Below are 23,210 nucleotides of genomic sequence, written 5' to 3'. Positions count from 1 at the left end.
GTCGAAATCGGGGCGCTCAACAGAGCTTCCCCCTGTCTTGGAGGGACGCATGTATAAGTTACGGGATAATCTAGATTTTTTTGATGCGCTTGATTTGGATGTGAGCGGGGTTGCGGTTCCACTACGACTTGAAGGTATCGCTGAGAATGACTTTGTCTTTGCGCCGCAATCTCCTACGACACCCCTTGAGATGACGGCTAACGCGCCTGTGACTCCGACACTTTGGCAAAGCGTTATTCCTCTGCCTGGTCCTTTTGAAGCACCAGGAAATTTTGGGGCTCAATTTGACAGTGTATTCTTGAGTAATGGAAATATTCTCATGTATCGCGAAGTTGTTGACCCCGGACAACCAACGGATTTATATGGTTTTATCATGAATAGTTTTGGCAATGTTGTGGTTGCTGATAGCTTGATTCAGGCTGACATTGGGCGTCCCGTTAATGTTGAAATAACATTAAATGGTGGGTTTGTCGTGGTTGAACCCGGGACTACGCCTACGCTAATATTTTTTGATGCGTCAGGCATTCAGACATCGACCTTAAATCTAGGCACGGGGCCGCTTGCCTCTAACGGAGACGTTCTCTTAAGTCGTAATGACGCTGGCGTGTTGTTCATTACGAGTAGACTGGAAGACCCGAATGTCGTGGATGGAGATAATAGTACTTATGGTTGGACTGTAGATGCTTCAAATGTCGTTACAGGGCCTTTTGTCGTGGCGGATGATGGAAATGTACTAGGGGGTGCCAATACGGAAAACCCATTTTCGTATGATATTGTTGATGTAAATTTCGGGCGTTTTGCTGTTCTTGTAAACGAAAGAGACTCTTTTGGTTTAGCGTTGCGGGAAACTCTGCATATCGAAGTCATTAACACAAATGGTACAAATCATCAGTCTATAGAATTGACGGCGGCTTCAGATGGAGCCGTAGGCCTTGCAGGTGCTTCGATTGCTTATGTAGGGGGCAATACGGTTGCCGTCACATACCGCGAATCTAGTAGTCAGGGCGGTGATGGTTTATGGCATATTGGATTTGCGAATGTCGAAACGGGCGTATTGGGATCAAACTCACTCTTGCCCGTGGGAAGCGCAACATCTGCTTTATCGTCGGTAGAGATTACCGCCTTAGAAGACACAGCTGGTTTCCCAACAGGTGAGTATTTATTGAGTTTCATTTCCAACATTGGTGGCAATGATCAACTTCATATTCAACGTTATAGCGCCGCAAGTACAGCTCTTGGGGCTGAAATCATTTTAGATACCTCTAACACGGATCCTGATTATCGTATTGAACACATTGATGTCTCACGTTTTGCTGTCATCTATGATGATTTTAATGGCGATAACCAATATGCCATTTACTCCTACGCCTCCGAAGGCAATATCGGCGATACGGGTGCCTATATTGGGAGCGCCGGTGATGAGACGTTAAATAATCTGAACCTATCGGATGAATATTACCTCGGCAGCGGGAATGACGTCGTAACCGAATCCTCTAACAACGTTACAATCGTAGATTTAGGAGTGGGTGATGATAGCTTTATTGCGGCAGCCCCTTCATCCAATCCGGGGCTAATTGTTGAAGGCGGTAGCGGTATTGATAGTTTTAGCTTTTCTACGTCCTTTTTTACCGAGCAAGTTATTGTCGACCTCGCAACAGATGGACATCTCTTTTTCGCGATTAACCCCAGTAATTTTTATGTTCTGTCGGGAATAGAAAATATTGAAGGCAGTGACGGCGATGACGATATTCGCGGTGATAGTAGTAATAATGTTTTCCTCGGAAATTCAGGGGATGACTTGATCTCTGGCCGTGGCGGTAATGACAGCATTGTGGGCGGAAATGGAGACGATATCCTTTTTGGAGGTGATGGGACTGATAATATAGGCGGTGGTAATGATGATGACATTATTATCGGCGGCCGAGGAAATGACATTCTTGCCGGCGGAGCTGGTGATGACACATTTTACCAATGGAACCATGAGCCCGGAGGCTTTACCGATACCATAGATGGCGGCGCAGACACAGATACGCTGCGGATGCAGGTCTATGACGCAAATGGCGCGCAAGGTATTTCAGGCACAGCTTATAGCTATGTTCTGACGGGCACATCAGGCGTTGTGACAGGCGGGGGTGAGACCTTAAACCTAAACAATATTGAAATTATTTATGACGGTAATGGCGCGGCAGATTATTCCGGTAGTAGCGGAGCAGATACATTTTTCGGTCTTGGCGGGAATGATGTTATTTTCGGCAATGGCGGAGATGATTATATTGATGGTGGTGATGGTGATGATATTATTAGCGGCGGTACGGGAGGCGGAGATACGCTCATCGGCGGCAATGGCATTGATACGGCTGATTATACTTACACGAACGGAAACCTTACCGTCAGCCTTTTACAAGGAACGGCTTTTGTAACGGCTAATGGCTCGGGAGCAGAAACGCTCACAGGGATTGAAAATCTAGTTTTGGGCAATGGTGATGACATTGTTGAAGGCGATGACAGTGATAATGTACTAGATGGTGGTAATGGCGATAATATGATTTCCGGCTTTGACGGGAATGATACGCTGATTGGCGGTACAGGGGCTGACACACTTTTGGGCGGTCTTGGTGATGATATCTTAAGCGGTAATCTGGGCACAGACATCCTCAATGGCGGAGCTGGTATAGATACGGGCGATTTCAGCTATTCTACAATTGATTTGACCATCGATTTGGAAAATGGAACGGCTTACGGCACAGCATTCGGGCCAGGCGGAGAGCAGCTCATTTCAATTGAGAACATTGTTGGCGGTTCGGGCGATGATATGATTATCGGTGATTCTCAGACAAATAATCTTGATGGCGGGGCAGGCGATGATAGCTTTAGCTATAGTGACGGTGATGATCATTATAATGGCGGCGTAGGGGTTGATACGTTGAATTTATCAAGCTTTGATATTCAAGCCTCAAACGACAGCTCAGGTTTTAGGATTAATACAGCCATACCTGAAATTACGGCACGATCTTCGTCTTCTGGATTCACTATCAATCAAACATTTAGCAATATTGAACGCTTCATTGGCACAGATTTAGCTGACTCCTTTTTGTCAATTGTAATGTCGGGTTTTCATTTTGACGGTGGAGGAAACGGACTGTTAGGTGATAGTTTGAGTTTAGACAGTAATGCCATGGGCGCCACAGTTGATGTCGTCAATCAACTTGCCTTCATCACATCATTGGGGGCCGGGCAAGGGTCTGTGACTTTTGAAAATATTGAGACTTTCGGAACCTCACTTGGCGACGATATATTGCTAGCCGATGATGGTGTTATAGCGCTGGATACAGCAGTGTTTTTTAGTGGGGGGGCGGGCAATGACACACTGATTGGTGGCAGTGGTGATGACATTTTATCTGCTAGTACAGGTAATGACACAATCCGCGGAGGTCTCGGCGCAGACAATATTACGGCTGGAGCTGGAGACGATACGATTATATATCAAAACGCTGATGAAATTTCTACGGATGAAGTGATATTTGGCGAAGAAGGCACCGACCGTATCGTTGTAGAGCTTGGTGACGGAGAGGAAATCGATTTTCGGGACTTGAGTAGATTAGTTTCTATTGAAGAGCTACAATTTGAAAGTTCCGACCAAAATGGAGAAACTTTCGTCGTCTTTAGTGCAGATCATTTTTTTGCGGATCAATTTGGCGGTGTTGGCCTTGCAAACAATCTCAGTGTTATTGGGACAAGTTCTAAAAATGCTGGCGCGAATGACTTTCTGTCATTCATCATGGATGTTGAAACCACGCTTAACCTTTCATCTTTGACCTTTATAGATTGGGATGGCGGAAACGAAATTAGCATTAGAGGCGATGAAGATGCTGAAGTCATAGGTGGAACGTCCCAAGACGATGTGATTAGCAGTTTTGGCGGGAACGATTTTATTGAAGGGTTTGCTGGTGATGATGTTCTTGATGGTGGAGATGGGAGCGACAATCTAGACGGCGGGGCTGGCGATGATACGCTTATCGGAGGAACTGGCGATGATTTCCTCTTAGGCAATTCTGGTGATGATAACTATAATGGCGGCGACGGGGTCGACACCGTCCTGCTTAACCACAGTAGCGAAAATTGGAGTATTGACTTGGCGGCGGGCACAGCAAGTTCAGCCAATGAAACGGAAACCCTTATAAGTATAGAAAGCATTATCGGGTCCATCGGAAATGATGTAATTCTAGGCGATGCGAATGATAATACGCTAGATGGGAATTCAGGAAATGATATCATTACAGGTGGGTTAGGCGCTGATCTATTGAATGGCGATTCGGGTGATGACAGCTTCATTTATATGAGTAGCGCCGAAAATGCCGTCGGCGAAAGCATAGATGGCGGCACAGGATTAGACCGTATTATTGTCGAGCTAAATAATGGCAGCGAAATCGATTTTTCTTATACCGTCATCAACTTAATTGAAATTCTCGAATTTGCCGCGGTCGGGCAAAGCGGCGTTGAAAACAGCGTAAATATTGACGCGTCACAAATTGGCGGAATGGCTTTCTCTGATAGCCTGCAAATCATCGGTAGCCAGACACCTGCTATCGCGATTGATTTGTTTAGTATCTTCATGGCGGGCGAAACATTGCTTGATATTTCAAGCTTTACATTCTCCAATTGGGGCGGTGATAGCCAAGAACTGACCATTATTGGTAATGGCAATGATGAAACTATAATCGGCTCAGGCGCCGCTGATCTCATCAATGGGAATGCCGGTAATGACAATCTGACGGGCGGCGCGGGTGATGACGTGATTAATGGCGGTAGCGGAACCGATATGGCGAGCTTTAGCGGAGATTGGGCGGATTATACAATCACAGCCATCGCGGGTGGATTCACCATCTCTGATAATGTCGGCACAGATGGGACAGACACCGTTCTTGGGTTTGAGACCTTTGTCTTTGCAGATCAGACACTCACCGAGGCAAATCTTTTAACGGGCGGCGCAGGCAATACTATTATTAACGGCACAGCTGGTAATGATATTCTTCTGGGCACGGTTGATAATGACACCATAAATGGATTAGCGGGTAATGACCGTCTCAACGGCGCGGAGGGTGATGACATCCTCAATGGCGGCGAGGGGGCAGATACACTGCTCGGCAGTGCTGGGGCTGACGCTAATAATGGTGGGGATGGCTTTGATAGCGTTGATTACCGCGCAGCAACGTCACGCGTCGCTTTTAATGTCGATACAGGCGGCACAGTCGGCGACGCCGCAGGGGATAGTTTTAATGGCGTAGAGCGTTTTTATGCTTCCGACTCCAACGACACCATTACAGGATCCGATGCCAATGAGTTCTTCTTTGGTGAAGGCGGTAATGACACCATCAATGCGGGCGGCGGCATAGACCGCGTCTATGGCGGTGACGGGAATGATATTCAGCGCGGGGATGCAGGCAATGATCAACTTTACGGCTCTGCCGGCGCTGACCAGCTCAATGGCGGTATAGGCTTTGATATTGCCAATTACACAGGCGCAGCCTCTGCGGTCATCGTAAACATTGCCACAGGCGGGACCGGCGGTGACGCGGCAGGCGATACTTATTTCGGTTTAGAGGCGATTTACGGCTCTGACTTTAATGACAGCCTGACAGGTAATAATAGCTCCAATGAGCTGCGCGGCTTTGACGGCGATGACGTACTTGACGGTTCAGGGGGCGGAGACCGCCTCTTTGGCGGCGCGGGCGCAGATACGCTCATTGGCGGCACAGGTATTGATATTGCGGTCTATACGGATGTTGATGCTGGCGTCACGCTTGACCTAGCTACAGGCGGGACGGGCGGTGAAGCGGCAGGTGATATCTTTAACGGCATTGAGTGGGTCTTTGGCTCAGACTTTGATGATGATATTATCGGTGATGGCGGTAATAACCGCCTCACAGGGAATGACGGTAACGATACCCTAAATGGAGCGGGCGGTAATGACCGCCTCCTTGGCGGCGATGGTGATGACACGATTAGCGGCGGTGACGGCGTTGATACGATCTTTGGCCAAGCGGGTGACGACATCATGAGCGGCGGCGCAGGGAATGACTTCTTCTTTGGTGATAGCGGTGCTGATAGCCATGATGGCGGCACGGGAACTGATACGGTGTCTTACCTCGCTTCATCATCAGGCGTGACTGTTAATATTCAAACAGGCGGCACTGGCGGCGATGCTGCGGGCGATACTTACATCAGTATTGAACGTATCTTTGGCTCTGGCCAAGCCGATAGTCTAACGGGCTCGGATGGTAATGATACGCTAATTGGTAATGGCGGGAATGACTTCCTGACAGGAGGTTTGGGTAATGACAGCCTCAATGGCGGCGCTGGTGTCGATAGTTTTGCTTATAATACGATGCAGGATGATGCGGATGTTATCCAAGGCTTCACAACAAATGAAGTCATCGACATTCTTTACACAGATCCGGCCTTTGACAGCTTTGCTGAGATTATGGCGGTGGCCACAGATGCGGGCGCGAATACGCTGATCAACTTTGGCAGCGGAAACACCCTGACCATTGTTGGGCAGAACATTGCCGATCTAAGCGAAAGTAACTTCACCTTTACAGAACTCGTCATGGCCGAGACTTTAGGAGATGGGGAAGTCTTTGTTGGAGAAGCATTAGAGCCAGATGTATTCACGCAAGATATGGCGATGGTTGAGATGCATGCGCTGATTTAGATTTTCTTTTTGAGTTACAAATTTGCAAAATTCAACAATACACATTTTCTATTAATCTCGGAAGATTGCATTACAATTGTCTAACTTGTTGCCTCAAAAATGACTTGCGAGGCATTTTATGTTATTGTATTTATTGCCTTAATGGAAAGCGCTAAGCCCTCTCAGCCGCACCATTTTCCTTTTGCACGTAAATAATTATACAGCGTTCAGCTATTATGTCCATTTAGGTGGACGTTTTTCTATGAAGGCTTCTATACCTTCTTTGGCATCATGTCTGAGCATGTTTTTGACCATTACCTCTGATGTGTAAGCGTAGGCTTCTGCCAGGTTCAGCTCTTTTTGGGCATAAAAAGCTGCTTTGCCTGTTGCGAGCGTTAGGGATGATTTTGCCGCGATTTTTTCGGCCAGTTCTGAGACGGTTGCGCGCAGCTCATCTTGAGTCACGGCGCGGTTGATCAAGCCTATTTCTGCGGCTTTCTCTGCTGAGACTCTATCTCCGGTCAAGAGCATCTCCATGGCCTGTTTAGAGCCTATATTTCTGGAAAGTGCAACCATAGGAGTTGAGCAGAAGAGCCCGATGTCAACGCCCGGCGTGCTAAAGACCGCTGTATCAGAAGCTATGGCAAGGTCACAACTCCCCACTAATTGACATCCTGCGGCTGTGGCGGTGCCCTCGACCTCCGCTATGACGGGCTTAGAACAATTTACAACGTTTTGCATAAGCTCAGAACAGAGCTGCATGAGTTTTGAGAAAAAAGTCTGTCCTTCATCAGGGTCGTTTCGATGCTGCGTGATCTCTTTTAAATCATGACCTGAGCAGAATGCGGGGCCATCTGAGGCGATAATGATAACGCGAATGGCGGGTGCCTGATCCGCCTCGATAATGGCGCGACTCAACGCTATCAACATGGCTTCAGATAAAGCATTGCGCCGACGATTGTCATTTAATATTAGCCGCAGAACGCCGTGAGGGCCCAATTCGGATTGTAGAATATCAGTCTTTTGGGGCATCAATTTGGTCTCACATTCCTGGAATTTGATAAGATTATTGAAATGACATTCGGTTGAAAAAAAATTGGGCCGTCTGCATGTTTGAGCATTCTATACGGCTTACCCTTTTATAGAATCTTTAAATAGAAGTGTCGTTAAATGCCTCATACGGATAATTTTTAGTGATACGCATGATAAGATAAATTAATTCCAACCCCACAATTGGCGAATTACTGTGACATTTATATCGCAATATAAAGTTTTTCACAGCTATTTCTTATAATTTGAGGCCAACTACATCACCTCAACATTTGTAATTTCTAATAATGTTGTTACACAACGCCCTTACAAAAAAGACTCCGCGCCTGGAGTTGATACAAAGGGAATCCAATGCAAAAAAAAAATTTATTAGGCTGTAGTGCGATAAGTCTCATTGTGGCCGGTAGTTTGGCGGCTCCAGCTTACGCCCAACTTGAAGACGAAGTTATTGTCACGGCGACGAAAAGAGCCGAGACAGCTCAAGATGTTCCGATTGCTGTTGCGGCTTTGGGGGAAAGCACACTTGAAGAACTCCGCGTTGATGTCTTTACAGATTACCTTGTACAGCTTCCTGGCGTTACGGCCGGCGGGGCAGGTCCAGGTAATAATACAATTTATATTCGCGGCTTGGCTTCGACGACTCCAGCGACTTCGATTGCGGGCGTTGCAGGTCTTGCGCCAAACGTTGCCTTTTACCTGGACGAGCAGCCACTTGTTCAGCCCGGTCGTAACCTAGATGTTTACGCGGCTGACCTAGAGCGCGTTGAAGTGCTCTCCGGCCCTCAAGGTACGCTATTCGGGGCCAGCTCTCAGGCTGGTACCGTTCGTATGATTACGAATAAGCCTAAGATCGGCGTTGAAGAGGCGAATTTCACAGTCGGAACGTCCTTCACCAAAGGCGGAGATGCCAGCTTTAAAGGTGAAGCTGTCTATAACGTACCTGTCAGTGATAATTTAGCGCTTCGCGCCGTTGTTTATGGTGATCGCCAAGGCGGCTGGACCGATGCTGTGGCTGGACAACTTGATGTGACTTCTGCTGCACGTTACCGTTCTGCTGACGCTGTTCGGGATAATGGTACATTGGTTGGCTCTCGCGCAGGTTTTGATGCGGGTGCAGATACATCAGGTATCAACGCAATCCCGGCGATTGCGATTGAGGAAAAGAACCAAAATGATGCAACTTATTTTGGGTTCCGGACATCAGCCCTCTTCCAAGCGACGGATGATTGGTCGCTTTTGGTGGGTTATGCTCATCAACAACTGCAAACAGACGGTATTTTCTTGGCTAACCCAGATTTGGGAAGCCACAAAATTCAGACATACGAGCAGAGCGAGCTTGATGATGAATATGATAACCTAAGCTGGACACTCAAAGGCCGCTTAGGCGCTCTAGAAGCCGTATATACAGGAGCTTACACGGATCGTAAGGCAGAACAACGTATCGATTACTCTGAATATGTTTACGTATCCCAATATCTTCCTTATTATATCTGTGATTACTCTACTTATTCATCCGCTTATTCAGATGCAGAGCCAACAGGGACATGTCAGGCGCCGAATCTTTATGGCGATGTAGAGTCTAATCTTGAAGTCCAAACACATGAGCTTCGCTTTAACACGCCTGCTGAGAAACGCATAAGAGCGACTGTTGGTGGTTTTTACAGCGACACAGTTTTGGAAGAGCTTGTTGACTTTAACTATCCCGGCAACAAATTTATATTCGATGCGGATGGTGACGGACAGCCCGATGGTTACCCGCTCAATTTCCGCTTCCCGGGACCCGGTTTTAGTTCTGATGATACGGCTTTCCCCGAAGATACAATTTTCAGGAATGATGTGAGACGGACTGACAAGCAGCTCGGCGTATTTGGTGAAGGTAGCTTTGATCTGACGGATCAATTCTCTATCACGCTTGGCGCCCGTTATTATGATAACTCTGTCGATCTTGAGGGTACGGCCAACTCATCTTTCTGTAACTTGTTCTCACAAGAAGACAGAAATGCCTTTGGTACAGACATTAACGATCTTTATGATGGAGACGGGTCTTATACCTTCACACGCGATTGTAATCCAGATAACCAAATTACGTTTACATTGGCTGACAGTGTCGATGATATTCGCAATGCGCTTCCGGCAAACCGTCAAGGACAAGCGCAGCGTATCTTCAACGAATTGCGCGCGCCTGATAAAGCAGAAGCAGATGGCCTCATCAAAAAGGCGACTCTGACATATACGCCAAATGAAGAAATGCTTTTCTACGGAACATATTCCGAAGGCTATCGTCCGGGACTTCTGAACCGTCCTGGAGGCGCTGTTTCAGGTAACTTTACAGTTCCATTTGAGCTTGAAACAGATGATGTGACGAACTTTGAACTCGGTTGGAAAACACGCCTGATGGATAATCAGCTACAGTTTAACGGGTCTGCATTCTTCGTTGATATTGAGAATTTGCAAGCGACAATTTTTGATACATCAATTGTCAACCTGTTCTTTAATGCCAATGTGGGTGACGCTGAAATTAAAGGCGTTGAAGGCGAGATCACATATGCGCCGTTTAGCATGGAAGGCCTCACAATCACAGGCGCTTACAGTTTCTTAGACACTGAAATCACGAAAGTGGATATTCCGACTGATGATGTGCGTGAAGGTGACTCCCTCTCATTTGCGCCGAAATACCAGTTCAATGTCCGCGCCCGTTATGAATGGGATACAGCAAGTGGCCTGACAGCACACGTTATGCCGCAACTGGTTCACTCTGCGAAATCCTTCTCAGATATTATTGTGAAGAATCGCGATGAGATCCAAGGCTGGACAAAACTAAGTGTCTCAGCAGGTCTTACGGCTGATGCCTGGACCGGCGAAATCTTTGTTGATAATATCTTGGATGCAGATATTGAGCTTAACCGTCAGCACATCAATGATGTGTCTCGTGTTAGCTATGCTCGCCCGCTAAATGCAGGTGCGCGTCTCTCTGTGAAATTCAGATAGATATTTCTGATTATCGACACCGGTAACACTCTATGATTATAACTAAGCGCGTCCCATAACAGGGGCGCGCTTTTTCATATCAGGCTATTATGACCGACACTCAAGACGCCCATATGGCAATACAGACTCTGATGCAGCAAGGCCGCTTTGCACAGGCCGTGGCGCAGTCAGATAAATTGCTCAAGGACTCTCCAAAAGACATTGAGGGCCTTTATATGAAAGCGGTATCTGCACGCTATTTGAAAGACTATTCCCTTGCAGAAAAGACCTTGGCGGAGTTGAAAACTATTCAGCCAAATTTCGGACGTGCGCTGCAAGAAGAGGGGCATCTTTCGCGAGACCAAGGTTTATTCGATGCGGCTTTGTCAGCCTATCAAAAAGCGTGCCGCGCTAATCCGGCACTGATGGCCAGTTGGAAATCGCAGGCTGATATTTTATCCCGCAAGGGTTTGAGACAAGAAGCTTATAAAGCCAATTTCCAGGCTGAGCATTTATCGAAATTACCACAGGAATTATTGACAGTTACGCATCTTATCCACGAAGGTAAATTACTCAAAGCCGAAGAATTATGCCGTTTCTTTCTTCAGAAAAAACCGCACCATATTGAAGCCATGCGTTTGCTGGCAGATATTGGCTCAAGGTTCGGTGTCTTTAATGATGCCGATTTTTTATTGGAAAGCGCGATTGAATTTGCACCTGATAATATTCAGCTTCATCTAGATTATATTCAAATTCTGCGAAAACGCCAAAAGTTCGCCGCAGCCTTAGAGCAAGCGGAAGGCTTATATAAACGTGACCCTGAAAATCCTGTGTTCCAATCCCATCTTGCGATTGAGAGTATGCAAACGGGTGACCATGAACGTGCCTTTGCTCTATTCGAAGATGTGTTGGAGAGAATTCCAAATGATCCGGTAACGCTGACCTCACGTGGTCATGCCTTTAAGACTTTTGGCAAACATGATGATGCGGTGGAAAGTTACCGCGCCGCTTATCGCGCCAAAGCCGATCACGGTGATGCTTACTTTGGTCTCGCGAACCTTAAAACATATGAGTTTACAGACGGCGAAGTGGATCAAATGAGAACTTTGACAGAGCGCACAGGCACAGGTTTCATGGATCGCGTAAATTTGTTCTTCTCACTTGGGAAAGCTTTAGAAGACCGCAAAGATTACGCCGCGGCTTTTGAGCAATATAAGCAAGGCAATGATCTGAAATCTTTTGAATCGCGTTATAAAGCTGCTGACATGACGGAAGAGTTAGAGGGTCAAGCGAGGATTTGCACAGCTGAGCTTTTTGAAAAGCAAGGCGGAAAGGGCTTTGCTGCGCCGGATCCGATTTTTATCGTAGGCTTACCCCGCGCCGGCTCAACCCTATTAGAGCAAATAATCGCATCCCACAGCCAGGTTGATGGTACGCTCGAGCTGCCCAATATCCTCTCGCTGTCATATCATCTACGTGGACGGGAACGGGCTAAAATCAATGGGCGCTATCCAGGCATCTTGCATGATCTGACAGAAGACCAGCTTAAGACTTTTGGGGAGCGTTTCATTGAGGATACGCGCATACACCGCAAAGACGCGCCGTTCTTTATCGATAAAATGCCGAATAACTTTCGTCATATCGGCTTGATTAAGTTGATACTGCCAAATGCAAAAATCATTGATGCCCGGCGGCATCCCATGGCGTGTTGTTTCTCCGGTTTCAAACAGCACTTTGCAGAGGGGCAGGAATTTACATATGGCCTTGAGAATGTCGGGACTTATTACAAAGACTATGTTGCATTGATGGACCATTGGGATTCGGTTTTACCGGGCGAAATTTTGCGTGTTCAATATGAAGATGTTGTGGGTGATACTGAAAACCAAGTGCGCCGCATATTGGATTACCTTGGACTGCCATTCGAACAATCTTGTTTGGAATTTCATAAGACCAAACGCTCCGTACGTACCGCAAGCTCAGAGCAGGTAAGGCAGCCGATTTTTAAATCGGGTCTTGAGCAATGGCGCAATTTTGAACCATGGCTTGACCCTCTGAAAGAGGCGTTGGGCCCTGAAATATTGACCCGCTACCCGATTGAGCCCTGCTAATGGCCTATAGCAAAAATAATAAGCTTGAAAAAGTCTATGCGGCTCGAAGTCATGAGGAACGCCGCGATGCGTATGATGATTGGTCAACGACATATGATCAGGATGTAACATCCTTTGGTATTCAGCTGCCCTATGTCGGCGCGAGCGTTTTTGCGCGCTATGTTAAGATGGGCGAGAGCCGTATTTTAGATGCGGGTTGCGGGACTGGCATGCATAGTCTTCCACTCAAGCTGATGGGCTATACTAATTTCCACGGAATAGATTTATCAAGCGGTATGTTAGAGATAGCGAAGTCACGGCACATTTATGATAGTCTTAAGCAAATGGCTTTGGGAGAAAGGCTTGATTTTGCGGATGATGAATTTGACGTGACCTATTCCATTGGTTGCCTCGCCCCGGGTAATGCCCCGCCTCATAGCTTGGACGAATTTGTAAGGGTCACGAAACCGGGCGGTCTCATTATATGGTCAACCCATGCTCACATTAACGAACAGACTCAACTTTTTCATAAGCATAGAGACGCATTGACCCGCGCAAGAGACTGGGAAATAGAATTTGAAACGGCCCCCTTTGTGTCTATGCCAAATGGGGATCAAAATATAAAACATGCGGTCTATGTTTACCGCGTTAATTAGGGGAAAATCATGAGTCATCAGACTATGAGTGTTGAGGCTATCCGGAGCTTGGCTGAAGGCACATTGATGAAATTCGGCGCGGATGAAACTAATGCCAAAGCTGTTGCGGATGTCGTGACGATGGCAGAACGTGACGGCTGTGTGTCGCACGGTTTGTTTCGTCTTCCGGGATATGTGGCGACGCTAAAAAGCGGTAAAGTGAACGGAAAGGCAAAGCCGACAGTCACAAAGCTTGCGGGTGCCGTTGTGCAAGTGAACGGCCATAATTCATTCGCCCCGACGGCATTAGAGGCGGGGCGGCCCGCTTTGATTGAGGCCGCCAAGACATGCGGAATTGCCGTTATGCCGCTGATCGGCGTGCATCACTTTGCGGCTCTGTGGACCGAGTTGGAACCCATTTGTGAGGCCGGATTGGCGGCCTTTGCTTGCACGTCTTATAAGCCGTCAGTCATTCCTGCGGGGGGTAAGAAGGCTCTCTTCGGCACAAACCCGATTGCTTTTGGTTGGCCGCGACCAGGCAAGTCGCCCATGATATTTGATATGGCGACAGCTGTTATGGCGCGCGGAGAAGTTGGCTTAGCAGCCCGCGATGGTCATACTCTCCCGGAAGGCGTAGGTGTGGATGCGGATGGCAATCCCACAACAGACCCCAATGAGATCTTAAAAGGGGCTCTGATGACGTTTGGAGGATATAAAGGGTCGTCTTTGTCAATGATGGTTGAGCTTCTGGCTGGCGCGATGGTGGGTGAAAGCTTTAGCTTTGAAGCGGCGGCACGCGACAATAATGATGGCGGCCCGCCACAAGGCGGTGAGTTCCTAATGGCGATTGACCCGACCCTTGTGCGCGGAAATGATGGCTGGAATGATCATGCGGAAGGCTTTTTTGATAAAATATATGAGCAAGACGGCACGCGACTTCCCGGGGACCGCCGTATCTCAAACCGAGCCAAGCATGACAAAGAGGGCGTAGAGGTCTCGCAAATCATTCTCGACAAGATAAGCGCCCTTTAACATTTAACATAAGAACAGCCTGACCTAACGGTGAGCTCAAAGGATAAATTATGACTGATATTTATGGCCAGCTTATAAATGGCGAATGGGATAATAGCGGCCCGCAAAGTGCCAATATCAATCCGTCTGACGTGAGCGATACGATTGGTCACTTGGCGAGTGCGACGGCCTCGCAAGTCGAAGATGCGATTTCGGCGGCGCGCGCCGCGCAACCAGGGTGGGAAGCGGTTAAGCTCGAAGAAAAGAAGAATATCCTACATGCCATTGGCCAAGAGCTTATCGACCGCTGTGATGAAATTGGTCAGACATTATCCCGAGAAGAGGGCAAACCTTTTGGCGAAGGCCGCGGCGAAACATTCCGGGCGGGTGAGTTTTATCAATATTATGCGGCAGAATGTCTTCGTCAAATTGGCGAGAGCGCGGCATCTGTGCGTCCGGGTATCAATATAGATATTTCCCGCGAAGCTATTGGCGTTGCTGGCCTTATTACGCCATGGAATTTTCCGATCGCTATTGCGGCGTGGAAAATGGGTCCTGCTTTGGCTTATGGAAACACGGTTGTCTTAAAGCCTTCTGAGGTGACGCCAGCTACTGCTCATATTTTAGCCGAAGTGCTTAATAAGCATTTACCCAAAGGTGTTTTCAATATGGTGCAGGGCGGCGGAGACGTTGGCGCGGCATTATCTTCGGGTAAAATTGATGCGGTGTCTTTTACGGGCTCTGTGCCCACAGGCCGCAAAATTGCCCAAGCCGCCATACAGAATATGGCGCGTGTTCAATGTGAAATGGGTAGTAAAAACCCTATTGTTGTCATGGATAATGCGGATATGGATATCGCAATCGCGCAATCTATTCATGGCGCTTTCGGCGCGTCGGGACAAAAATGCACAGCCTCTTCACGCTTAATCGTGCACGAAGCTATCCATGATGAATTTGTTGCAAAGCTTGCTGCAGCCGCTGAGGCTAAAAAGGTTGGCCATGCGCTGGAAGAAGGCACGGAATTGGGGCCTGTCGTTTCAGAAACGCAGATGGATAAAATTTTGGGCTATATGGATCTTGCCAGAGAAGAAGGCGGGGAGCTTGTGACAGGCGGAAATCGTCTGGATCGCGAAACTGAAGGGTATTATCTGGCGCCTACCATATTTACGGGCACAACAAATGATATGCGTGTAAATCGTGAAGAAATTTTCGGACCTATGACCTGTGTGCAAAAAATCAGCACTTATGAAGAAGGCCTGGCAATTGCTAATGATACGGATTTTGGTCTTGCCGCCTCTATCATGACGAGCAATCTCAAGCAGGCAGAACATTTCAAACGCAATGCCAAATATGGCAGCGTCTTGGTCAATCTCGCAACAGCTGGCCTGGATTACCATGTCCCATTTGGTGGACGTAACAGCTCGTCATATGGCCCGCGCGAGCAAGGTGAGCATGCTAAAGATTTCTACACAATTATGAAAACGGCTTACACAAACCCCGGTTAAATCCATGCTGATTATTGATGCTCTACAATATGTAAATTGGACGCGTGCCTTATTTGAAGAGGCTAAGGCGGGCGGCGTGAATGCTATCCACGTAACAATTGCTTATTGGGAAAATACGAGGGATGCGCTTGAAAATATCGGCGACTGGCGACAGCGTTTTCGCGATCATGAAGACATTATCATGCCCGTGCATAAGGCCTCTGATATTTTAGACGCTCAAAAACTTGGTAAAATTGGGATCATATTCGGCTTTCAAAATTGCTCGCCTATAGAAGATGATTTGCGCATGGTCGAAACGCTTTACGATCAAGGCGTTCGTATCATGCAGCTAACTTATAATAATCAAAGCCTTCTTGCGACAGGGTGCTATGAAGAGGGAGATAGTGGTGTTACGCGCTTTGGCCGCGAAGTCATAAAGGAAATGAACCGCGTCGGCATGGTGATTGATATGTCACACAGCGCGGAGCATTCTACGCTCCAAACCATCGAGCTCTCACAACGTCCTATCGCGATTACTCATGCAAATCCATCGCGCTGGCATGAGGCGCTGCGTAATAAGTCAGATGATGTTTTGAAAGCTCTTGGGCAGAGCGGCGGTATGCTCGGCTTTTCGATGTATCCGTTTCACCTCAATGATGGTCCAGACTGTAGCCTTGATGATTTTTGCGGCATGATTATGGATACAGCAGAGCTAATGGGGATTGATAATATCGGGATCGGCTCTGACCTGTGCCAAAATTGGGGCTATGAGACTTTGGAATGGATGCGCTCTGGGAAATGGACATTTAAACCTGATTACGGCGAAGGCAGCGCTTCGAACGCGGATTGGCCGCGTCAGCCTGATTGGTTTGAAAGTTCTAAAGACTTTGGAAATATTGCTGAAGGCCTGTCGGATAAAGGTATGGCCCAAAGAGATATTGAAAAAGTCATGGGCGGTAATTGGTACCGCTTTTTTGAAGCGTCTTTTGAGCCGCTCTAATGGTCATGGCAGAGCCGCATATCTGTGATGAGAGGCTGGATTACCGTCCTGCGAATGTCGTCATGGATATCAACCGGCTCGGAACGCTTTATCCCTATCCCCTAAGTTTTATGCGCTCACTTGTGCGTCGTATCTTGCGCGAAAAATGGGATATAAAGCGCTCTCATATTGATTTATGTAATGAGGGTTATGGCGAAGTGATTTACAGCATCACGACGCCAAACGACCTTTTCAGCTATGTTGTTTTCTCTAAAAATTTGGATCCAAATATCCGCAGCGACCGCGTTATTGCCGAAGATTGGGATATGACGGTCACGCTCTGTCAGGGCGAAGTGGATGCAGAGCGGCTCGATTTTTTGCGGCAAAATGTTCCCCTCCAGGAGAAAGGCCGGATGGATAGCCGCTGCATCGTCCTCTCCCGTGCTAATAAATCTGCCCGCAATTTTAATTATGTCGTGGACCGACTTTCATCAGGACTACAGCCTGATCTGGATGTAATGGCCAAGGTCGGCTATCTCTACCGCACCACTGCTGTTTACGGGTCCGGTAAATTTGGAATGGCTGATTGGGATAAAGTCAAAACGCAATACCCTGATTTTGCTAGCCCCTTCGCGGCCGAGATGTTTTCCTGCTTCCTCATCCGTGACTTCAGCCTATTCCAAGCGGACCGTGTCGCTGCAAACCGGACAGCTGATAAAGCTGTAAAAATGACTGATGCGATAAGACGCTATGTCGGTATTGGTAATGCGACAGGACTGGGTATGGCGCCATATCTTATCAACCATCCCTTGCTGGTGAATAACTGGATTGAAGTGAGAGAAACCGCTTTAGCGCGTATTCAGCGTGACGGGGCTATATGCGATGTTAAGCGCGGGGACTTTTTGTGCTTAGCCCAGAAAGCCATGCAGCATCTTGATGAAATTTCGACGGATAATGCGGATCAAAATACGATAAACAGCAAAGCTAAAGCTGATATGTCGATTTTGGTGGATTGGTTTGAAGATGTGCAAATCTCAGCGTGGTATCAGCTCACTGAATATGCTGAATCTCATTTAAGTGTCGAAGCGCAGGAACTTCTCAATGTGCTGCTACTGGAGCTTTATCCAGATTTAATGACTGATTTAGAAGATAGCCTGTCTCTTGATGAGGTCTATGCGTTACAGGCGGATATGCCTGTTGGAGATTTAAAGGCACTCATAGAAACACATTATGATTGGGCGCTGAATATTGATTATACTGATCCAAAAACACAGGGCATTTTTTGGTACAGGTCTGAGGAAAAAATGGAGCCGCGACTTGGACAACGCTTTGAAGAACCGGGAGCCGCAAATGAAATGCTCTTGGGCATAGGCTGGTATGTATGCGAAAGCTATCGTGATTTATGCACCTTTATTGAAGATCGGGGACGGGAGACAACTACGGCGCGTTTCGTTTTTGAAAACCCTCAACACAGATATATTACGCGCCGTATGCAAACCATGGCGAAAACGCGTTACGGCGAGATACGGATCAATGCGATAGACCTGGACGTACTGCCGATACATTTATTGCGCTGTAAGCTCTCATTTTTTGGTGTGGGCAAGTTTGATCCCCGTTCACGCATGTGGGTAAGGAATACCATGTTTCAGGGTGCGCCTCTTATCTCTGATATTGGCGAAAGTACTGCCGATACCTGGTGTTTTCCAATCCGCCCCGCCGTTAGCGGATGACGGATAAGGCCGATTTATACCTTTCGCTAAATGAGCTAAGAGCGCTTATGCGGCGCACTTACGAAGCGCTCTATCACCATGGTTATGATTTTGCGGTAATGGCCCGCTCATGTCTCTGGCTCGAAGCACATGGTTTGGACGGTATTGGCCTCATTATACGCAGCCTACCGGATTTGGAAACACCTGCTCGTGAAATCAAACTTTCAGAGCCTACTTATAACCATTTTCTGCTAGAGGGCTATGGACGCTGCTTAATTCCCTTTGTAAATGCCTCGGCTGATCTCGCCATTGCCGGTGCCCAGACAAACGGCTTTGGCCGCATAGATTTTTTGAATATATTTGGCCGCTTAAATATTTTTGCAGCGCTTAAAAAATCCGCACGATTTAACTTATATGCGGCGGCTATCTGGTATGATGCCACAGAGGGCCGAACTCATATTTTATGGCTTAAATCGTCAAAAGACCTACCGGATTATTACATACTAAATGAAGTGCATCACGGCCCTTGGGGAGAGTCAGGTCTAAGTTTTTTGTGCTCAACAACAGCAGATGTTATCACGAAGGCAGTGAGTGCAATTCTACCAGAGGGCCATGCTCCTTATAAGACGGGTAGACAATTTTCTCAGGCATATTCTGCTGCCTTGGACAGCGGAATTGCTGTTTCACATCAGACATACGCGCAATTAAATAAAATTGCGGATAGGTTGCTCGTGCCCTCAACTGATGCTTCACGGCGGGGTGCGGGAGAGTAATCCCCACAGTCTTAATTCAAGGGCTGTTTTATAACATTAATAGAGCTAATAACTGTTTGGCGGAATTGACGCATTCCTGCACGGTGGATAGGGGCTAAAACATAAGAAAATATAAGGTAGACGCCATGAGCGACATTCAAAAAACAGCGAAAGCCGTCATTATTGGCGGGGGTGTTGTAGGCGTTTCAACGCTTTATCACCTGGTAAAAAAAGGCTGGTCTGATTGTGTTTTATTTGAGCGTAAAGAGCTGACATCGGGCTCAACCTGGCATGCTGCAGGCCTATTGCCGCTCTTTAATATGAGCTATTCTGTGGGGCAGCTACATAAATACTCTGTTGAGCTTTACAAATCTCTTCAGGCTGAAACTGGCCAAGATGTCGGTATTCGTCCTGTCTCTAATATTCGCCTTGCCACAAACCAAGACCGCATGGATGAGTATCACCAATATGCGGGTGTTGCGCAGACAATTGGCGTGCAGGTGGATTTCCTCACAGCGGAAGAGGTTGTGGAGATTTGGCCTTTTGCGAAGAAAGATGGCATTGTCGGCGCTATTCGTCATCCAGAAGATGGCTATGTGCAGCCAGCAGACCTAACGCAAGCTTTTGCAATTGGCGCGCGGGCCGGCGGCGGTAAAATCCACCGGAACACCACTGTTCTAGCCATTGAACAACTCTCTGATGATCGCTGGAAAGTGACCACGGATAAGGGTGAAATTATTGCTGAGCATGTCATTTCTTGCACGGGCTCATTCGCGCGCAAAACAGGCGAAATGATTGGTCTCGATATCCCTGTTGTACCCGTCGAGCATCAATACATCGTCACAGAGTCCCACCCTGATATTGTGCAGCGCCGAAAAGACGGTTTGCCCGAACTCGGCGTGCTGCGCGAATCAGACGGTAGTTGGTATATGCGCGAAGAAGCGGGCGGTCTTATTTTGGGGCCTTATGAGCATGGCGCGCCGGCCTGTTATCTCGACGGCCCTGATGCTCAGTCTGAATATGAGCTGTTCCAAGAGGATATTGACCGCCTTATGCCGCATATTGAGAGCGCCATTAACCGGGTCCCAATATTTGAGGATTTGGGCATTAAGAAAGTTTACAATGGCGCGATCGCTTATACGCCTGATGGGAACCCGATTGTTGGCCCGGCTTGGGATAAGAAAAACTTCTGGCTGAATGAAGGTCATAGCTTTGGTATCACAGCCGCTGGCGGAGCGGGGTGGCAACTCGCCGAGTGGATTGTCGAAGGAGAGCCCACCGTGGATATGCTCGGTGTCGATCCGCGGCGTTTCGGCCCCTATGCGACTAAGAGTTATCTCATTGAGAAAAATGAAGAGGCTTATGCCGATGTCTTCACCATTCACTATCCGGATGAAGAGCGCATGGCGGCACGTCCATTGCGAACGTCTCCTTGCTATGACCGCATGAAAGAAAAGGGCGCCGTCTTTGGACAGCTCTTTGGGTGGGAGCGCCCGAATTGGTTTGCGCCTGAGGGCGTTGAGCAAAAAGATGATTGGTCGTTCCGACGCTCTTCCTATTTTGAACATGTCGGGAATGAATGTAAAAATGTAGCTGAGAATGTTGGCCTCCTTGATATGACGGCTTTTGCCAAATGCCGTATCGAAGGGAAGGGCGCCGCGAAGTGGCTCAACACAATGCTTGCGCAGAAAATGCCCGTACGTCCTGGGAAATTGGCTTTGGCTCACGGCTTGACGTCAAAGGGCGGGGTTCATTCTGAATTTACAGTTCAGCGTGAAAGTAAGACGAGTTTCTATCTCGTCTCTGCGGGCGCTAACCATCGTCTGGATCACGATTGGCTTCGTAAGCATCTGCCGGGTGACGGGTCGGTGCATATGACTGACTTGACCAATTCCATGGGTGTCTTTGTTGTAGCAGGGCCAAAGGCGCGGGACCTCTTACAGCCTATCACGGGATCCAATCTTTCTAATGAAGACTTCCCATGGCTGACAGGGCAAGAGACGTATGTCGGACATGCGCCTGTTAAGCTTCTGCGGGTGAACTTTGTTGGTGAACTTGGCTGGGAAATCCACCACCCTATTGAATATCAAAACCATATATTTGATGCGCTGTTTAAACATGGCGAGAAACACGGACTCAAGCCCTTTGGTATTCGCGCCATGAACTCCATGCGACTTGAAAAGTCTTACCGTTTGGTTGGAACAGAAATGTCGATTGAGTATGCGGCTTATGAATCTGGGCTTCACCGTTTTGTGAACATGAATAAGAAAGAAAATTTCTTAGGTAAAGACGCTCTTTTGGCGTGGGAGAAAAAGGGTTTCGAGAATGCCTTTGTAACACTGGGCGTGAGTGATGTTGATGATGCAGACGTTATTGGCAATAATCCTATTTATCATGATGGTAAAGTCATTGGGCGCGCGACAGGCGGCGGCTATGGATGGCGTATGCAAACGTCTTTGGCGCTTGCGATGGTGCATCCCTCAGTCTCAGAAATTGGAACCAAGCTAGAGATTGAAATTCTTGGTAAACGGTATAAGTGCCAAGTCCTCGAAGACAGCCCGCATGATCCTACAAATGAGAAGCTGAGATCGTAAGTGAAATATTCTGCCATAAGCCTATTCGCGAATGCGCTATCGGGTCATAAAAAATGGCCTGTTCAATTTCCGGATAAGGAACCCAAAAAAGAATATGATGCCATCATTGTTGGTGGCGGTGGGCATGGTCTTGGCGCGGCTTATTATCTGGCCAAGCGTTACGGCATTACCAATGTCGCGGTTCTTGAAAAAGGGTGGATTGGCGGCGGCAATACGGGGCGCAACACAACCATTATCCGTTCGAATTATTTGTTTGATGAAAGCGCGGCTATGTATGACCATGCCGTCGATCTTTGGGATGGCTTGGGACAAGAGTTGAACTATAATTTGATGTTCTCAAAGCGGGGCGTGCTCATGCTCGCTCATAATGTGCATGATGTGCAGAGCTTTCAGCGCCATGTTCATGCCAACCGCCTAAACGGTGTTGATAATAAGTGGCTTAGCCCTGAAGAGTGCAAAGCCTTTTGCCCTCCGCTCGATATTTCGCCGCATCGCCGTTATCCCGTGATGGGCGGAGCTTTACAGATGAGGGCGGGTACCGCGCGTCATGACAGTGTGGCCTGGGGCTATGCAAGAGCCGCGTCAAAGCTTGGCGTGGATATTATTCAAAACTGCAAGGTCATAGGCATCCGCCGCGATCCGGACGGAGCTGTAGAAGGCGTTGAGACTGAAAAGGGCTATATCGCCTCTAAAAAAATCGGTGTCTCTGCTGCGGGAAATACCTCTGTAGTTATGGAGATGGCAGGTCTGCGCTTTCCGCTTGAAAGCTATCCCTTGCAAGCTTTGGTCTCTGAACCTGTTAAGCCCGTTATGCCCTGTGTTGTGATGTCAAATGCAGTCCATGCCTATATAAGTCAGTCTGATAAAGGTGAGCTTGTGATTGGCGCGGGAACAGATCAATATACGAGTTATAGTCAGCGTGGACCTCTGCACCTTCAAGAGCATAATGTCGCCGCGATTTGCGAAATTTTCCCAATTTTTAAACGCCAGCGTATGCTGCGCTCTTGGGGCGGGATTGTTGACGTCACGCCAGATCGTTCCCCGATTGTCGGCAAGACCCCTGTAAAAGGGCTTTACGTCAATTGCGGTTGGGGAACAGGCGGGTTCAAAGCCACACCAGGTGCGGCGGATATGCTAGCCTATACTGTGGCCCATGACGCGCCGCATAAAATAAACGCGCCATTCAATCTAGATCGTTTTGTTGGGGGTCGCCTTATTGACGAAGCCGCCGCCGCAGCAGTTGCGCATTAA

The 23,210-nt window shown here is 47.8% G+C and carries 12 protein-coding genes; 11 read left to right on the top strand and 1 reads right to left on the bottom strand.

Going from position 1 to position 23,210, the window contains the following annotated elements; all coding sequences use genetic code 11:
* Positions 1 to 49: 49 nt before the first annotated feature.
* A complete protein-coding gene (locus F569_RS19840; protein WP_026941334.1) occupies positions 50 to 6,712 on the top strand; it encodes a calcium-binding protein in 6,663 nt (2,220 codons plus the stop codon).
* A 213-nt stretch (positions 6,713 to 6,925) separates the two neighbouring features.
* On the opposite strand, the gene F569_RS0105155 is transcribed toward F569_RS19840, so the two are convergent.
* Positions 6,926 to 7,723, bottom strand: coding sequence for an enoyl-CoA hydratase (locus F569_RS0105155; protein ID WP_026941333.1), 798 nt, complete (start codon positions 7,721 to 7,723; stop codon positions 6,926 to 6,928).
* 369 nt (positions 7,724 to 8,092) lie between these two features.
* Here F569_RS0105155 and F569_RS0105150 point away from each other — a divergent pair, with 369 nt between their 5' ends.
* The 10 genes from F569_RS0105150 to F569_RS0105105 all read left to right on the top strand — a co-directional run bounded on the left by F569_RS0105150 (position 8,093) and on the right by F569_RS0105105 (position 23,210).
* A complete protein-coding gene (locus F569_RS0105150; protein WP_026941332.1) occupies positions 8,093 to 10,729 on the top strand; it encodes a TonB-dependent receptor in 2,637 nt (878 codons plus the stop codon).
* Between the two features lie 89 nt (positions 10,730 to 10,818).
* Positions 10,819 to 12,816, top strand: coding sequence for a tetratricopeptide repeat-containing sulfotransferase family protein (locus F569_RS0105145; protein ID WP_026941331.1), 1,998 nt, complete (start codon positions 10,819 to 10,821; stop codon positions 12,814 to 12,816).
* Positions 12,816 to 13,451 (top strand): class I SAM-dependent DNA methyltransferase, encoded by a 636-nt coding sequence (locus tag F569_RS16585; RefSeq protein ID WP_051279341.1) that lies wholly within the window; start codon positions 12,816 to 12,818, stop codon positions 13,449 to 13,451. Before F569_RS0105145 ends, F569_RS16585 begins: the two co-directional genes overlap by 1 nt.
* A gap of 9 nt (positions 13,452 to 13,460) precedes the next feature.
* Complete coding sequence (locus F569_RS0105135) at positions 13,461 to 14,462, top strand: Ldh family oxidoreductase (protein ID WP_026941330.1); 1,002 nt, start codon at positions 13,461 to 13,463, stop codon at positions 14,460 to 14,462.
* Positions 14,463 to 14,512: 50 nt separating this feature from the next.
* Complete coding sequence (locus tag F569_RS0105130; RefSeq protein WP_026941329.1) at positions 14,513 to 15,946, top strand: aldehyde dehydrogenase family protein; 1,434 nt, start codon at positions 14,513 to 14,515, stop codon at positions 15,944 to 15,946.
* A 4-nt stretch (positions 15,947 to 15,950) separates the two neighbouring features.
* Positions 15,951 to 16,925 (top strand): dipeptidase, encoded by a 975-nt coding sequence (locus F569_RS0105125; RefSeq protein ID WP_026941328.1) that lies wholly within the window; start codon positions 15,951 to 15,953, stop codon positions 16,923 to 16,925.
* Complete coding sequence (locus F569_RS0105120) at positions 16,925 to 18,634, top strand: hypothetical protein (RefSeq protein ID WP_051279339.1); 1,710 nt, start codon at positions 16,925 to 16,927, stop codon at positions 18,632 to 18,634. The genes F569_RS0105125 and F569_RS0105120 overlap by 1 nt, the downstream gene beginning before the upstream one ends.
* Positions 18,635 to 18,681: 47 nt before the next feature.
* Positions 18,682 to 19,386, top strand: coding sequence for a hypothetical protein (locus F569_RS0105115; RefSeq protein WP_162143742.1), 705 nt, complete (start codon positions 18,682 to 18,684; stop codon positions 19,384 to 19,386).
* Positions 19,387 to 19,520: 134 nt separating this feature from the next.
* The gene (locus F569_RS0105110) at positions 19,521 to 21,959 is read left to right on the top strand and encodes a GcvT family protein (protein WP_026941325.1); all 2,439 of its coding nucleotides are present in this window, start codon (positions 19,521 to 19,523) and stop codon (positions 21,957 to 21,959) included.
* Positions 21,960 to 23,210, top strand: a complete 1,251-nt coding sequence (locus F569_RS0105105) for a sarcosine oxidase subunit beta family protein (RefSeq protein WP_026941324.1) — start codon at positions 21,960 to 21,962, stop codon at positions 23,208 to 23,210.

Source organism: Hellea balneolensis DSM 19091 (assembly GCF_000428525.1).
GTDB lineage: Bacteria > Pseudomonadota > Alphaproteobacteria > Caulobacterales > Maricaulaceae > Hellea > Hellea balneolensis.
Note: the sequence above shows the minus strand (reverse complement) of the source record. Positions and strands in the feature narration are given on the sequence as shown.